Source organism: Cellulomonas sp. Root485, from assembly GCF_001426705.1.
Taxonomy (GTDB): Bacteria; Actinomycetota; Actinomycetes; order Actinomycetales; family Cellulomonadaceae; genus Cellulomonas.
In genome coordinates this window covers 42,101-55,514 of the sequence record NZ_LMFC01000005.1, presented here as the reverse complement: position 1 = coordinate 55,514, position 13,414 = coordinate 42,101, and the positions used below count along the sequence as shown (strand labels likewise).

General features: G+C 71.3%; 15 protein-coding genes. 13 read left to right on the top strand and 2 right to left on the bottom strand.

Features of this window, described 5'->3' with window-relative positions; translation table 11 throughout:
- Positions 1–191: 191 nt before the first annotated feature.
- From ftsZ to dnaE, 10 genes are all read left to right on the top strand, one after another.
- Positions 192–1,454, top strand: a complete 1,263-nt coding sequence (gene ftsZ, locus ASD16_RS19700) for a cell division protein FtsZ (RefSeq protein WP_055921943.1) — start codon at positions 192–194, stop codon at positions 1,452–1,454.
- 7 nt (positions 1,455–1,461) lie between these two features.
- Positions 1,462–2,232 carry a peptidoglycan editing factor PgeF gene (gene pgeF, locus ASD16_RS19695; protein WP_055921940.1) on the top strand — a complete coding sequence of 257 codons (771 nt, stop codon included), beginning with the start codon at positions 1,462–1,464 and terminating at the stop codon, positions 2,230–2,232.
- A 147-nt stretch (positions 2,233–2,379) separates the two neighbouring features.
- Entirely contained in the window at positions 2,380–2,874 is a 495-nt protein-coding gene (locus ASD16_RS19690) for a cell division protein SepF (protein WP_055921937.1), read from the top strand.
- Between the two features lie 3 nt (positions 2,875–2,877).
- Entirely contained in the window at positions 2,878–3,162 is a 285-nt protein-coding gene (locus ASD16_RS19685; protein ID WP_055921934.1) for a YggT family protein, read from the top strand.
- Positions 3,163–3,291: 129 nt separating this feature from the next.
- Positions 3,292–3,975: a DivIVA domain-containing protein gene (locus tag ASD16_RS19680; protein ID WP_055922496.1), complete on the top strand. Its 684-nt coding sequence runs from the start codon at positions 3,292–3,294 to the stop codon at positions 3,973–3,975.
- 217 nt (positions 3,976–4,192) lie between these two features.
- Positions 4,193–4,609, top strand: a complete 417-nt coding sequence (locus tag ASD16_RS19675; protein WP_055921931.1) for a TraR/DksA family transcriptional regulator — start codon at positions 4,193–4,195, stop codon at positions 4,607–4,609.
- Between the two features lie 20 nt (positions 4,610–4,629).
- Positions 4,630–5,250, top strand: a complete 621-nt coding sequence (locus tag ASD16_RS19670; protein ID WP_082571020.1) for a signal peptidase II — start codon at positions 4,630–4,632, stop codon at positions 5,248–5,250.
- The gene (locus tag ASD16_RS19665; RefSeq protein ID WP_055921929.1) at positions 5,243–6,181 is read left to right on the top strand and encodes an RluA family pseudouridine synthase; all 939 of its coding nucleotides are present in this window, start codon (positions 5,243–5,245) and stop codon (positions 6,179–6,181) included. Before ASD16_RS19670 ends, ASD16_RS19665 begins: the two co-directional genes overlap by 8 nt.
- On the top strand, positions 6,178–6,660 hold the full coding sequence (locus ASD16_RS19660) for a GNAT family N-acetyltransferase (protein WP_055921926.1): 483 nt from the start codon (positions 6,178–6,180) through the stop codon (positions 6,658–6,660). Before ASD16_RS19665 ends, ASD16_RS19660 begins: the two co-directional genes overlap by 4 nt.
- Before the next feature lie 83 nt (positions 6,661–6,743).
- Positions 6,744–10,283 carry a DNA polymerase III subunit alpha gene (gene dnaE, locus ASD16_RS19655; protein ID WP_055921923.1) on the top strand — a complete coding sequence of 1,180 codons (3,540 nt, stop codon included), beginning with the start codon at positions 6,744–6,746 and terminating at the stop codon, positions 10,281–10,283.
- On the opposite strand, the gene ASD16_RS19650 is transcribed toward dnaE, so the two are convergent.
- Positions 10,264–10,830: a peroxiredoxin gene (locus ASD16_RS19650; RefSeq protein WP_055921920.1), complete on the bottom strand. Its 567-nt coding sequence runs from the start codon at positions 10,828–10,830 to the stop codon at positions 10,264–10,266. The genes dnaE and ASD16_RS19650 overlap by 20 nt on opposite strands.
- Positions 10,831–10,904: 74 nt before the next feature.
- Between ASD16_RS19650 and ASD16_RS19645 the strand changes: the two genes are divergently transcribed.
- Both ASD16_RS19645 and ASD16_RS19640 read left to right on the top strand, forming a co-directional pair.
- Complete coding sequence (locus ASD16_RS19645) at positions 10,905–11,228, top strand: helix-turn-helix transcriptional regulator (protein WP_235523452.1); 324 nt, start codon at positions 10,905–10,907, stop codon at positions 11,226–11,228.
- Positions 11,218–11,715 (top strand): SRPBCC family protein, encoded by a 498-nt coding sequence (locus ASD16_RS19640; RefSeq protein ID WP_055921914.1) that lies wholly within the window; start codon positions 11,218–11,220, stop codon positions 11,713–11,715. The genes ASD16_RS19645 and ASD16_RS19640 overlap by 11 nt, the downstream gene beginning before the upstream one ends.
- A 3-nt stretch (positions 11,716–11,718) precedes the next feature.
- Here ASD16_RS19640 and ASD16_RS19635 read toward each other — a convergent pair whose 3' ends face one another.
- The gene (locus ASD16_RS19635; RefSeq protein ID WP_055921910.1) at positions 11,719–11,949 is read right to left on the bottom strand and encodes an RNA-binding S4 domain-containing protein; all 231 of its coding nucleotides are present in this window, start codon (positions 11,947–11,949) and stop codon (positions 11,719–11,721) included.
- Positions 11,950–12,048: 99 nt separating this feature from the next.
- Here ASD16_RS19635 and hisD point away from each other — a divergent pair, with 99 nt between their 5' ends.
- The gene (gene hisD, locus ASD16_RS19630; protein WP_055922493.1) at positions 12,049–13,371 is read left to right on the top strand and encodes a histidinol dehydrogenase; all 1,323 of its coding nucleotides are present in this window, start codon (positions 12,049–12,051) and stop codon (positions 13,369–13,371) included.
- The last annotated feature ends 43 nt before the right edge of the window (positions 13,372–13,414 follow it).

Below are 13,414 nucleotides of genomic sequence, written 5' to 3'. Positions count from 1 at the left end.
ACACGCGCGGCGCGGTCGTTGATCGAGGTCCGGGTGGCACCTAGCGTCACGCACTGACAACGCACCTGACATAACTATAACCCTCAAGTAGAGGGTGAAGGTTTCACCCCGACGCTCGCCCGCCGCCGTGCGGGACGCGGACGGACCCCGTGGCCCCGGCCGCGACCGGCACAGAACGAGAGGCACCCACCGTGGCAGCTCCGCAGAACTACCTGGCGGTCATCAAGGTCGTCGGCATCGGCGGCGGCGGCGTCAACGCCGTGAACCGCATGATCGAGGTCGGCCTCAAGGGTGTCGAGTTCATCGCCGTCAACACCGACGCGCAGGCCCTGCTCATGTCGGACGCGGACGTCAAGCTCGACGTCGGCCGGGAGCTGACCAGGGGCCTGGGTGCCGGCGCCGACCCCGAGGTCGGCAAGAAGGCGGCCGAGGACCACAAGGACGAGATCGAGGACGTCCTGCGGGGCGCCGACATGGTCTTCGTCACCGCAGGTGAGGGTGGCGGCACGGGTACGGGTGGCGCGCCGGTCGTCGCCCGGATCGCGCGTTCGCTGGGCGCCCTGACCATCGGCGTCGTCACGCGGCCGTTCACGTTCGAGGGCCGCCGCCGCTCGGTGCAGGCCGACTCGGGCATCGAGGCGCTGCGCGCCGAGGTCGACACGCTCATCGTCATCCCGAACGACCGGCTGCTGCAGATCTCCGACCGTTCGGTCTCCGTGCTCGACGCGTTCCACTCGGCCGACCAGGTGCTGCTCTCGGGTGTCCAGGGCATCACGGACCTGATCACCACGCCGGGCCTCATCAACCTCGACTTCGCCGACGTCAAGTCCGTCATGCAGGGTGCCGGCTCGGCCCTCATGGGGATCGGCTTCGCCCGCGGGGACGACCGCGCGGTGCAGGCGGCGGAGATGGCGATCTCGTCGCCGCTGCTGGAGGCCAGCATCGACGGCGCGCACGGCGTGCTGCTGTCCATCCAGGGCGGCTCCGACCTCGGCCTCTTCGAGATCAACGAGGCGGCGCGACTGGTCCAGGAGGCGGCGCACCCCGAGGCCAACATCATCTTCGGGGCGGTCATCGACGACGCCCTCGGCGACGAGGTGCGCGTGACGGTGATCGCGGCCGGCTTCGACTCGGGCTCGCCGACGGTCCGCCGCGACGCGCGGGCACTGGGTCAGGTCAGTGGCAACTCCGCCCGGCAGGTGCCGTCGGCGCCGGCTCCGCGGGTCCCGACGCCCCGTCCGGTCCTCGACCCGGAGGAGCAGCTGGTGCCGGTCGGCTCGTACACCCAGAACCACGCCGCCCCGACCCAGCCCGACGTCCCGGCCTTCCTGTCCACCGAGGCCGAGCCGACGCCCATCACGGGTGCGCTGGAGGTGCCGCGGATCTTCACCGAGGACGCTCCCCGTCGTGACCGCGACCGCGACGAGCTGGACGTACCCGACTTCCTCAAGTAGCCGGGCCGTGAGCGCTGCGCAGCCCGGGTCGGCCGTCCCGCCCGTCGTCGAGGTCGACCTGGGCGCGGGCGTCCGCGCCGGTTTCAGCACGCGGGGCGGGGGTGTCAGCCGCCCACCGTACGACGCGCTGAACCTCGGCTACGCGGTCGGCGACGACCCCGCGGCGGTGGCCCGCAACCGAGCGGGCCTCGAGCGGTGGGCGGGCGCGCCGGTGGCGTACGCGACCCAGGTGCACGGCACCCGGGTCGTGGTCCTGTCGCAGCCGCCCGCGCCCGGCTCCACGTCCGTCGGCGAGGCCGACGCGCTCGTGTCCGTGTCGCCTCAGGTGGCGGTCGCGGTGCTCGTGGCGGACTGCGTGCCCGTCCTGCTGGCGGACCCCGAGGCGGGAGTCGTGGCCGCCGTGCACGCCGGCCGTCGAGGACTGGTGGCCGGCGTGGTCGAGGCGGCCGTCGCGGCGATGGTCGCGCAGGGCGCGTCCGTCGGGCGGGTGCGTGCCGCGATCGGACCGGCGATCGCGGGAGAGTCCTACGAGGTACCCGCCGAGCTGCAGGACGAGGTCGTGTCCGTGGTCCCTCAGACGCGCGCCACGACGTCGTGGGGGACTCCCGCCCTGGACCTGCCGGCCGGCGTCGCCGCGGTGCTGGCGGCCGCGGGCGTCGAGCACGTCACGCAGCTGGCGCGCGACACCTGGACGGACCCGGCGCTGTTCTCGTTCCGGCGCTCGCAGCGCACGGGCCGGTTCGCGGGCGTCGTCCGGCCGTCGCGACGAGCAATCTGAGGTGAACGGCGAGGTTGCCGGGCGTGTCGCGAGGCGGGTGGAACGGGGCCGTTGCTAGCGTGACCGGCAGAGGGAGCCCATCGTCGCCGGCTGGACCGGCACGGGCTCCGGGATGGTCCGGAGAGATCCGGGGAGGGAGCCAACGCGATGGCCGGAGCGCTGCGCAAGACGATGCTGTACCTCGGCCTGGCCGACGACCGGTCGGAGCACGAGGAGTACCTCGAGGAGTTCGACGACCAGGAGGTCGCGGTGCCGCAGGAGTACGAGGCCCAGGTCACGCCGCTGCACCGGCCGACGCGCACGACCCTGCCCACGCAGGCCGCGCCGCACGCCGCACCCGTCGCCGGCGAGCTCCGCCGGATCACCACGATCCACCCGCGTTCCTACAACGACGCCCGCAAGATCGGTGAGGCGTTCCGCGAGGGCACCCCGGTGATCATGAACCTCACGGACATGGACGACGCGGACGCCAAGCGCCTCGTCGACTTCTCCGCGGGTCTGATCTTCGGGCTGCACGGCGCGATCGAGCGTGTGACGAGCAAGGTGTTCCTGCTCTCGCCGGCGCACGTCGAGGTCGCGGGCGAGGCCGCCGGCCCCGTCGCGGAGCCGCCGGCGCGCGCGGGCTTCTACAACCAGAGCTGACGCGTGCAACTCGTCGCAGCCCTGCTCTTCTACGTCGTCCTCGCGTTCTTCATCCTGCTCCTGATCCGGCTCGTGCTGGACTGGGTCCAGTTCTTCGCGCGGGACTGGCACCCGTCCGGCATCGCGCTGGTGATCGCCGAGGCCACCTACACGGTGACCGATCCGCCGCTCAAGGCATTGCGCCGGGTCCTTCCTCCGCTGGCCATCGGGTCCGTCCGGCTGGACCTCGCTTTCCTGGTGCTGGTGCTGGGCTGTTCCATCCTGATGAGCGTGCTCAGCAGCATCTGATCCGACCCCCCACGCGTCTTGGCGCGTGTCGCGGGGACGTGCGCGCGCCGCATTCTCCGCTACCGTGGCCCGAGGCGGTCGGTGGACTGCCGCCGGCCCGACCGAGCACTACCGACTGAGGTGATGACGATGGCTCTGCTGACCGCAGACGAGGTCTTGAACAAGAAGTTCCAGGCCACGAAGTTCCGCGAGGGCTACGACCAGGACGAGGTCGACGACTTCCTGGACGAGGTCGTCAACACGCTGCGCGACCTGCAGGGTGAGAACGACGACCTGAAGACGAAGCTGGCCGCGGCCGAGCGCCGTATCGCCGAGCTGAGCCGCGCAGGCGCCCAGCAGGCGGCCCCGCCCCCGAAGCCGGAGCCGACGCCCGAGCCCGTCGCGGCCCCCGCTCCGGTGATTCCCGCTCCGGTCGCACAGCAGGCGCCGATCGTCGCGCCGGTGCAGGGTGGCCAGCGCACGAGCGAGCCCGAGTCCGCCACCGGGATGCTCGCCCTGGCCCAGAAGCTGCACGACGACTACGTGCGCAGCGGCCAGGAGGAGTCGGACCGCCTGGTCGGCGAGGCCAAGAGCCAGGCCAACCGCATCGTCCGCGAGGCCGAGGAGACGTCGCAGCGCACGCTCGGCCAGCTGGAGCAGGAGCGGTCGCTCCTCGAGCGCAAGATCGACGAGCTCCGGGTCTTCGAGCGCGACTACCGCACCCGTCTCAAGAGCTACCTGGAGAACCTGCTGGGCGACCTCGACAACCGCGGCAACGCGTTGCCGCCGCGCTCGGGCCAGCCGCAGACGGTCGGAGACGGCCAGAACCTCTGACTCTCACCGATGCGTCCGGCGACCACCCGCCGGGCGTCGTTCGCCCTGCATCACCACAGGTCAGGTCGACAGTTGTACACCGCCACGCCGGGTTTCACCCGGCGTGGCGTGTTGTGTCCCTGACTGTCGCCCGCATACAGTCACGTCACTTCGAGGACAGGGGGGCCCGCTCGTGGCCATCAACGACGCGCTCAGCGCGGTTGACGTCAGTACTGACATGAAGGACCTGACCAAGCTGGTCAAGCAGTTCCCGGTGCGGGACGGCGAGAAGCCGTGGACGGCCCGGGAGGTCAAGGACATCGCGGAAGAGCTGACCAGCGACATCGACCGGCTGACGAGCGAGCTCGCTGCTGCCGACGCCGAGCTGTCCGACCTGCTGCGCAACTCCGGCGACGGGGCGGGCGACGACCAGGCGGACTCCGGTTCGTCGGCGCTCGAGCGTGAGCAGGAGCTCACGCTCGTGAACAACACGCGGGACCTGCTCGCGCAGACCACCCGTGCGCTGTCGCGCATCTCCGTCGGCACGTTCGCCACCTGCGAGTCGTGCGGCAAGGCCGTCGGCAAGGCGCGCGTCCAGGCCTTCCCGCGCGCGACCCTCTGCGTCGAGTGCAAGCAGCGCGAGGAGCGCCGCTGACGCGCACGTAGACTCCTGCGGTGCCCACCACCACGGACGACCAGCCTGACGCGCCTCCGAGCACCCGTCGGCGTGCCCTGCTGATCGCGCTCTTCTCGATCTCCGCCGTCGTGCTGGTCCTCGACCAGGCGTCGAAGGCGTGGGCGATCAGCTCGCTGGTCGAGGGTGAGCGTCACGACCTGGTGGGCAACCTTCTCGGGTTCCAGCTCGTCTTCAACCCCGGCGCGGCGCTGTCCATCGCCACCGGGATGACCTGGGTGCTGACGATCGTCGCGGCCGTGGTCATCGTCGTCGTCGTCCGGGCGAGCCGCCGGATCGGGTCCTGGGCGTGGGCGGTCGCCCTCGGCCTCCTGCTGGGCGGTGCTCTCGGCAACCTGGTGGACCGGCTGGTGCGCGAGCCCGGTGTCGCCCGCGGCGAGGTGATCGACTTCATCGCGTACGCGAACTGGTTCGTCGGCAACATCGCCGACATCGCGATCGTCTCGGCTGCCGTCCTCGTCGTGATCCTGGCCGCGCTCGGTGTGCACCTCGACGGTACGCGCGACGGTCACGGCCCGGCCGAGGCCGACACCGAGGGCGGCGAGCCCGACGTCGACATGCAGGACGAGGCGTCCACGACGACCACCGAGCAGAATGCCTGACACGCGCGCGATGCCCGTGCCCGACGGCCTCGTCGGCGAGCGTGTCGACGCGGCGCTGGCGCGGCTTCTCGGCCTGTCCCGCACGCGGGCGGCGGAGATCGCCGAGGCCGGTGGCGTGCAGCTCGACGGCAAGGAGCTCGGCAAGTCCGACCGGCTGTCCGCGGGCGGCTGGCTCGAGGTCGAGATCCCGGACGTGGTCCCGGCGGCCGGCATCGAGGTGGTCGCCGAGCCGGTTCCCGGCATGCGGATCGTGTACGACGACGACGACCTGGTGGTCATCGACAAGCCCGTCGGTGTCGCGGCCCACCCGTCGCCCGGCTGGTCCGGTCCGACCGTCGTCGGCGCGCTCATGGCCGTCGGCTACCGGATCTCCACCTCGGGGGCGGCGGAGCGCCAGGGGATCGTGCACCGCCTGGACGCCGGTACGTCCGGCCTGATGGTCGTCGCCAAGTCCGAGCACGCCTACACGGTGCTCAAGCGGGCCTTCAAGGAGCGGACGGTCGAGAAGGTCTATCACGCCCTCGTGCAGGGTCACCCGGAGCCGACCTCGGGCACCATCGACGCCCCGATCGGCCGGCACCCGAGCTCGGACTGGAAGTTCGCGGTCGTCGCCGACGGCAAGCCGTCGATCACGCACTACGAGGTCCTCGAGATGCTGCCGGCGGCCTCCCTGGTCGAGGTGCACCTGGAGACCGGTCGCACGCACCAGATCCGCGTGCACTTCGCGGCGACGCGGCACCCGTGCGTCGGCGACCTCACGTACGGCGCGGACCCGACCCTGGCGGCACGGGTGGGCCTGACGCGGCAGTGGCTGCACGCGATGCGGCTCGGGTTCCACCACCCGAGCACGGGGGAGTGGCTGGAGCTGACCAGCGAGTACCCGGAGGACCTTCGCCAGTCGTTGGCGGTGCTGCAGGACGGGTACGCGTGAGCGTGCGCGTCGTCCGGGTGGAGACGCCCGAGCAGCGTGCGGCGATGACGGCGATCCGGATGGCCGTGTTCGTGCAGGAGCAGAACGTGGCCGCCGAGCGCGAGATGGACGCCCTCGACGACGACCCGTCGACGCTGCACGTCCTCGCGGTCGGCGACGACGGCTCGGCGCTGGGCACCGCCCGTCTCCTGCCTCCGCACCACGCCGGTGAGCCTGCGCACATCGGGCGGGTCGCGGTGAGCGCCGCCGCCCGCGGGCTGGGGGTCGGGGCGCTGCTCATGGATGCGCTCGAGACGGAGGCCCTGGACCGGTTCGGAGCCATGGCCGGCGACGTCCGGTGCGTGTCCGTCGAGCTCAGCGCGCAGGAGCAGGCGCTCGGCTTCTATGCCCGGCTCGGCTATGTCGCACGGCCCGAGCGGTACCTCGACGAGGCCATCTGGCACCGCGACGCGGTGAAGGTCGTCACGGCTCCTGCTTAGGCGCGCCGCGACACGCCGTGCGCCCGCCGACACGGCCCGGTGGCGGCTCGGGAGTGTGGGTGGCCCGACGTAGGATCGCCCGCATGGCATCAGCTGGAGGCTCCGACTTCGTCCACCTCCACGTGCACACCGAGTACTCGATGCTCGACGGCGCGGCGCGCCTGGACGACCTGTTCACCGAGGCCAACCGGCTCGGTCAGACGGCCGTCGCGATCACCGACCACGGGTACCTGTTCGGGGCGTTCGACTTCTGGCAGAAGGCCAAGAACCACGGGATCAAGCCGATCATCGGCGTCGAGGCGTACGTCACGCCGGGGACCAGCCGGTTCGACCAGAACCGCGTGCGCTGGGGCGAGGCGCACCAGGCGTCCGACGACGTCTCGGCGCGCGGCGCGTACACGCACATGACCCTGCTGGCGAAGTCCACCAAGGGGATGCACAACCTCTTCCGGATGTCGTCGCTGGCGTCGCTCGAGGGCCAGATGGGCAAGTGGCCGCGCATGGACCGCGACCTGCTCAGCACCTACAGCGACGGGCTCATCGCCACCACCGGCTGCCCGTCGGGCGAGGTGCAGACCCGCATCCGGCTGGGCCAGTTCGACGAGGCCGTGCGGGCCGCGGGCGAGATGCAGGACCTGTTCGGCAAGGAGAACTACTACGTCGAGCTGATGGACCACGGGCTCGAGATCGAGACGCGGGTCATCAAGGATCTGCGGCGGCTGGCCGAGTCGATCGGTGCCCCCGTCGTCGCGACGAACGACCTGCACTACACCAAGCACGAGGACAGCCACGCGCACGAGGTCCTGCTGTGCGTCCAGTCGGGCTCGACCCTGGCCGACCCCGACCGGTTCAAGTTCGACACCGACCAGTTCTACCTGAAGTCCGCCGAGGAGATGCGGCGCACCTGGTCCGAGATCCCGGAGGCGTGCGACAACACGGTCCTCATCGCGGAGCAGTGCGAGGTGGAGTTCAACACCGACGCCAACTTCATGCCGAACTTCCCCGTGCCGGCGGGGGAGAGCGAGGACTCCTGGTTCATCAAGGAGGTCGAGACCGGCCTGCAGAAGCGGTACCACGGGACGATCCCGTCGGACGTCCGCACGCAGGCCGAGTACGAGACCGGCGTCATCACCCAGCTCGGGTTCTCCGGCTACTTCCTGGTCGTCGCCGACTTCATCAACTGGGCCAAGGACCAGGGCATCCGCGTGGGTCCGGGCCGTGGTTCCGCGGCGGGCTCGATGGCGTCGTACGCGATGGGCATCACGGAGCTGGACCCGCTGGAGCACGGGCTGATCTTCGAGCGGTTCCTCAACCCGGAGCGTGTGTCCTGGCCCGACGTCGACGTGGACTTCGACGAGCGTCGGCGGGGCGAGGTCATCCGGTACGTGACGGACAAGTACGGCGAGGACCGCGTCGCGCAGATCGTCACCTACGGCACCATCAAGGCCAAGCAGGCCCTCAAGGACGCCTCGCGCGTCCTGGGCTTCCCGTTCGCGATGGGCGAGAAGCTCACCAAGGCGATGCCGCCCGCGGTGATGGGCAAGGACATCACGCTCTCGGGCATCTACAACCCGCAGGACCCGCGGTACGCGGAGGCCGACGAGTTCCGCCAGGTGGTGCAGGCCGACCCCGAGGCGCAGCGCGTGCTGGAGACCGCGAAGGGGCTCGAGAACCTCAAGCGGCAGTGGGGTGTGCACGCCGCCGGCGTCATCATGTCGAGCGAGCCGCTGGTGGACATCGTCCCGATCATGCGGCGCCCGCAGGACGGCGCGATCATCACGCAGTTCGACCAGCCGGGGTCCGAGGCCCTGGGCCTGATCAAGATGGACTTCCTCGGTCTGCGCAACCTCACGATCCTCGACGACGCACTCGAGAACATCGAGATGAACGGCAAGCCGGCCATCAAGATCGAGGAGGTGCCGCTCGACGACCCGGCGACGTACGAGCTCCTCGGTCGCGGCGACACCCTGGGCGTGTTCCAGCTCGACGGCGGGCCCATGCGGTCGCTGCTGCGCCAGATGCGTCCCGACAACTTCGAGGACATCTCGGCCGTCATCGCGCTGTACCGGCCGGGCCCGATGGGGATGAACTCCCACATCAACTACGCGCTGCGCAAGAACGGCCTGCAGAAGGTGGAGCCCATCCACCCCGAGCTCGAGGCGCCGCTCGAGGAGGTCGTGGGCATCACCCACGGGCTGATCGTCTATCAGGAGCAGGTGCAGCGCGCCGCGCAGAAGCTCGCCGGGTACACGCTCGGCCAGGCCGACCTGCTGCGTCGCGCGATGGGCAAGAAGAAGAAGGAGGTCCTGGACAAGGAGTTCGTCCCGTTCCAGGCCGGCATGCGCGAGCGCGGTTACTCGGACGCCTCCATCCAGGCCGTCTGGGACGTGCTGGTGCCGTTTGCCGGGTACGCCTTCAACAAGGCCCACTCGGCCGCGTACGGCGTCATCTCCTACTGGACCGCCTACCTCAAGGCCAACTACCCGACCGAGTACATGGCGGGTCTGCTCACCAGCGTGCGCGACGACAAGGACAAGTCGGCGCTGTACCTCGGCGAGTGCCGGCACATGGGCATCACCGTGCTCGCGCCGGACGTGAACTCCTCCTCGGCGAACTTCACGGCCGTCGGCAAGGACATCCGGTTCGGCCTGACGGCCATCCGCAACGTCGGCGCCAACGTGGTCGACGCGATCGTGCGGGCGCGCGAGGAGAAGGGCGCGTTCACGTCCTTCACCGACTTCCTGGACAAGGTGCCCGCGGTCGTCTGCAACAAGCGGACCATCGAGTCGCTGATCAAGGCCGGGGCGTTCGACTCGCTCGGGCACGCGCGCCGGGCCCTGCTCCTCGTGCACGAGCAGGCGGTCGACTCGGTCATCGGCGTGAAGCGCAAGGAGGCCGAGGGCCAGTTCGACCTGTTCGCGGACCTGATGGGCGGGGACGACGGCGCACAGGGCTTCGCGGTCGTCGTGCCGGACCTGCCGGACTGGGACAAGAAGCAGCGGCTCGCGTTCGAGCGGGAGATGCTCGGGCTGTACGTCTCCGACCACCCGCTGTCCGGGCTGGAGCACGTGCTCGCCGCCGCGGCGGACGTGTCGATCGCCACGCTGTTGCAGGACGAGCAGCGGCCGGACGGGTCGACGGTCGTCATCGCCGGCCTCATCACGTCGCTGCAGCGCAAGATGTCGAAGCAGGGCAACCCGTGGGCCGCGGTCACCATCGAGGACATGGAGGCCTCGGTCGAGATCATGTTCTTCGGCGAGACCTACCTGGCGTACTCCACCGCGCTGGCCGAGGACGCGGTCGTGGTGATCCGCGGGCGGGTGCGGCGGCGTGACGAGACCATGCAGCTGCAGGCCATGGAGGTGTCGCTGCCGGACGTGTCGCAGGCGGCGGACGCGCCGGTCGTGGTCTCGATGGCGGTGTCCCGGTGCACGCCACCGGTGGTCGAACGGCTCCGCGAGGTGCTCTCCACGCACCCGGGCGTGACGGAGGTCCACCTGCGGCTCACCAGTCCGGGTCGCGCGACCGTCATGCGGCTGGACCACGGCCTGCGCGTCGAGCGGTCACCGTCCCTGTTCGGCGACCTGAAGGCACTCCTCGGGCCTAGCTGCCTGGCGTCCTGACCAGCCATGCGAGCACCTCGGCCGCGTGGCGGTCGGGCGGGAACACCGGGTAGAAGACCTTCTCGACCAGCCCGTCGCGGACCACCATCGTGAGGCGTCGCAGCAACGTCCGGCCGGCGGCGTCGAACGTCGGCAGGTCCATCGCGTGCGTGAGGGCCAAGGAGTCGTCGCTCAGCATCGGGAACGGCAGGTGCAGGCGGTCGACGGCTTCGCGCTGGTACTCGGTGGTCTGCGTCGAGAGGCCGTACACCGCGGACGCACCGGCAGCCAGCAGGTCGGCGTGGTGGTCGCGGAACGCGCACGCCTCGGCGGTGCAGCCGCGGGCGCCGGGGATGGCGTCCCAGTCGTCGGGCAGCTCCGTGCCCGGCCGGCCGGTGAGCGGGTAGGCGTAGACGATCGTGCGCCCGGGGCCGAGCCGGTCCAGCGCGACGAACGAGCCGTCGGTCGCGAGCAACGAGACCGCGGGCAGCGCTGTGCCCGCCAGGTGGTCGGCGGCGCCGTCGTCGGGGGGTGCGGGGAGGTCGTCAGGAAGGCGTGTCAGGTCCACGGGCCGAGGGTAGCGCGTTTATTTACCACTTGCGTTATATAACCCACAGTGGAAATATGAGTCGCATGCAGGTGATGGATGCACTGGGGGACCCGGTCCGGCGGCGGCTCGTCGAGCTGCTCTCCGACGGAGAGCGCAGCGCCGGTCAGCTGGCGACCGCGGTCGGGGCGGAGTTCGGCATCAGCCAGCCCGCCGCGTCGCGCCACCTGCGCGTGCTGCGTGAGGCAGGCGTCGTGGACTCGGTGCCGCAGGGCGCGGTCAGGCTGTACTCGGTCCGGCCCGAGGCGTTCGACCAGGTCGAGGCCTGGGCGAGCGGCATCCGCCGGTTCTGGGTCGGGCACCTGGACGCGCTGGAGACCGAGATCGCCCGCGGGCGGAGGAGCCGAGATGACGACTGACGTGTGGGGCGTGCTGACCCCGACCCCGAACGGCGTGACGGTCCGCTTCGAGCGGCACTACGCGACGACACCCGAGGACCTGTGGTCGTCGGTCACCGATCCGGACCGGCTGGCTCGCTGGCTCGGCCCGGTCTACGGCGACCTCGTCGTCGGTGGTCGGTACGAGCTGCGGATGGGCGACGACGTCGCCGGGTCGCCGCAGAACGCGGTCGGTGACGTCGTCGAGTGCGAGGCGCCGCGCCGGCTGGTGATCGGATGGGAGTTCCCGGGGGAGGCGGCGAGCCGGGTGAGCGTCGACATCCGCCCGGACGGCGACGGCGCCGTCCTCGTGCTCGAGCACCTCGACCTGGAGGAGGCAGCCGCCCGCGGCTACGGCGGCGGCTGGCACGCCTCCCTCGACCAGCTCGACGACCACGTCGCCGGACGACCGGTCCGGGGGTGGGACGACCTGTTCGCGGCCGCCCTGCCGCGCTACCGGGAGGCGTGACGGTCAGCCGACCGTAGCCTCCTTGTAGCCCGTCGGCAGGTCCACCTCGACCACGTCGCCCTTGACCAGCTGTCGGCCGCGTCGGGTCTCGTCCTCACCGTTGACGGTGACCGCCCCGTCCTCGAGCAGCGCGCGGGCGTGCGCCCCGGAGTCGGCGAGGTCGGCCAGCTTGAGGAACTGGCCGAGCCGGATCGAGTCGTCGGAGATGGGCACCTCGCCCGAGGGAGCAGTCATGGGAGCAGTCTGCCTCCCTCCGGGACTGTGGCGCAGCGCACGGCCCGCCGGTTGGTCGTGGTCAGGCCGCGTCGAGGTCTCCGTCCTATGCTCGGGAACGTGATCACCCGCATCGACCTGCGCGGTCGCACCCTCTCGCGCCGTGAGCTCCTCGAGGAGCTCCCCCGTGCTGAGGTCGACGTCGAGCACGCCGCCGAGATCGTGGCGCCCCTCCTGGCCGCCGTCCGCACGCGTGGCGCCGCCGAGCTGCGCGACCTGGCCGAGCGGTTCGACGGGGTCCGTCCGACGCACCTTCGGGTTCCTGCCGACGTGATCGCCGCCGCGGTCGGGGTGCTCGACCCGGAGGTCCGGTCGGCGCTCGAGGAGACCATCCGGCGTGTCCGCCAGGTGCACGGCGCCCAGCGGCCCGCCGACTTCACCGTCGAGCTCGCCCCCGGCGCGCAGGTCCGCCAGCGGTGGGTGCCCGTCCGTCGCGTCGGCCTCTACGTCCCCGGCGGGCTGGCCGTGTACCCGTCGTCGGTGGTCATGAACGTCGTCGCCGCGCAGGCGGCCGGCGTCGGTTCGCTCGCCGTGGCGTCGCCTCCGCAGAAGGACCAGGGCGGCCTGCCCGACCCGGTGGTGCTGGCCACCTGCGCTCTCCTCGACATCGACGAGGTGTACGCCGTCGGCGGTGCCCAGGCGGTCGGGATGTTCGCCTACGGTGCGGCCGGCACCGACGACGTGGACGGCGAGACGCTCTGCGAGCCGGTCGACGTCGTGACCGGCCCCGGCAACGTCTACGTCGCCGCGGCGAAGCGGCTGGTGCGCGGGATCGTCGGCATCGACGCCGAGGCGGGACCGACCGAGATCGCCATCCTGGCCGACGGCACGGCGGACGCGAACCACGTCGCCGCGGACCTCGTCTCCCAGGCCGAGCACGACCCGCTGGCCGCCGCCGTCCTGGTCACGCCGTCGGTCGAGCTCGCGGGAGCGGTCGAGGCCAAGCTCATCGACCGGGTGGACGCCACCATGCACCGGGGCCGCGTCACCACGGCGCTGCGCGGCGAGCAGTCCGCCATCGTGCTCGTCGACGACCTGGAGCAGGGCCTCGACGTGGTCAATGCCTACGGCGCGGAGCACCTGGAGATCCAGACGGTCGGTGCGGCCGAGCTGGCCGAGCGGGTCACCAGTGCCGGGGCGATCTTCGTCGGCGCCTACTCACCGGTCTCGCTCGGCGACTACATGGCCGGGTCCAACCACGTGCTCCCGACCGGGGGCTGCGCGCACTTCGCCAGCGGCCTCGGGGTGCACTCGTTCCTGCGCGCCGTCCAGGTGATCGAGTACGACGCGGACGCGCTCGCCGAGGTCGCGGACAAGATCGTCGCGCTCGCGGACGCCGAAGGACTCCCCGCCCACGGCGAGGCGGTGCGGGCCAGATTCTGAGGTATCCCATCCACGAGCCAGCGCGCCGAGAACGCGCCGCCGC

Coding starts and splice junctions, on each gene's coding strand:
- ASD16_RS19690 (WP_055921937.1), top strand. CDS start 2,380: ATGGCCGGAGCGCTGCGCAAGACGATGCTGTACCTCGGCCTGGCCGAC.
- ASD16_RS19680 (WP_055922496.1), top strand. CDS start 3,292: ATGGCTCTGCTGACCGCAGACGAGGTCTTGAACAAGAAGTTCCAGGCC.
- ASD16_RS19675 (WP_055921931.1), top strand. CDS start 4,193: ATGAAGGACCTGACCAAGCTGGTCAAGCAGTTCCCGGTGCGGGACGGC.
- ASD16_RS19665 (WP_055921929.1), top strand. CDS start 5,243: ATGCCTGACACGCGCGCGATGCCCGTGCCCGACGGCCTCGTCGGCGAG.
- dnaE (WP_055921923.1), top strand. CDS start 6,744: ATGGCATCAGCTGGAGGCTCCGACTTCGTCCACCTCCACGTGCACACC.
- ASD16_RS19645 (WP_235523452.1), top strand. CDS start 10,905: ATGGATGCACTGGGGGACCCGGTCCGGCGGCGGCTCGTCGAGCTGCTC.
- ASD16_RS19640 (WP_055921914.1), top strand. CDS start 11,218: ATGACGACTGACGTGTGGGGCGTGCTGACCCCGACCCCGAACGGCGTG.
- ASD16_RS19635 (WP_055921910.1), bottom strand. CDS start 11,949: ATGACTGCTCCCTCGGGCGAGGTGCCCATCTCCGACGACTCGATCCGG.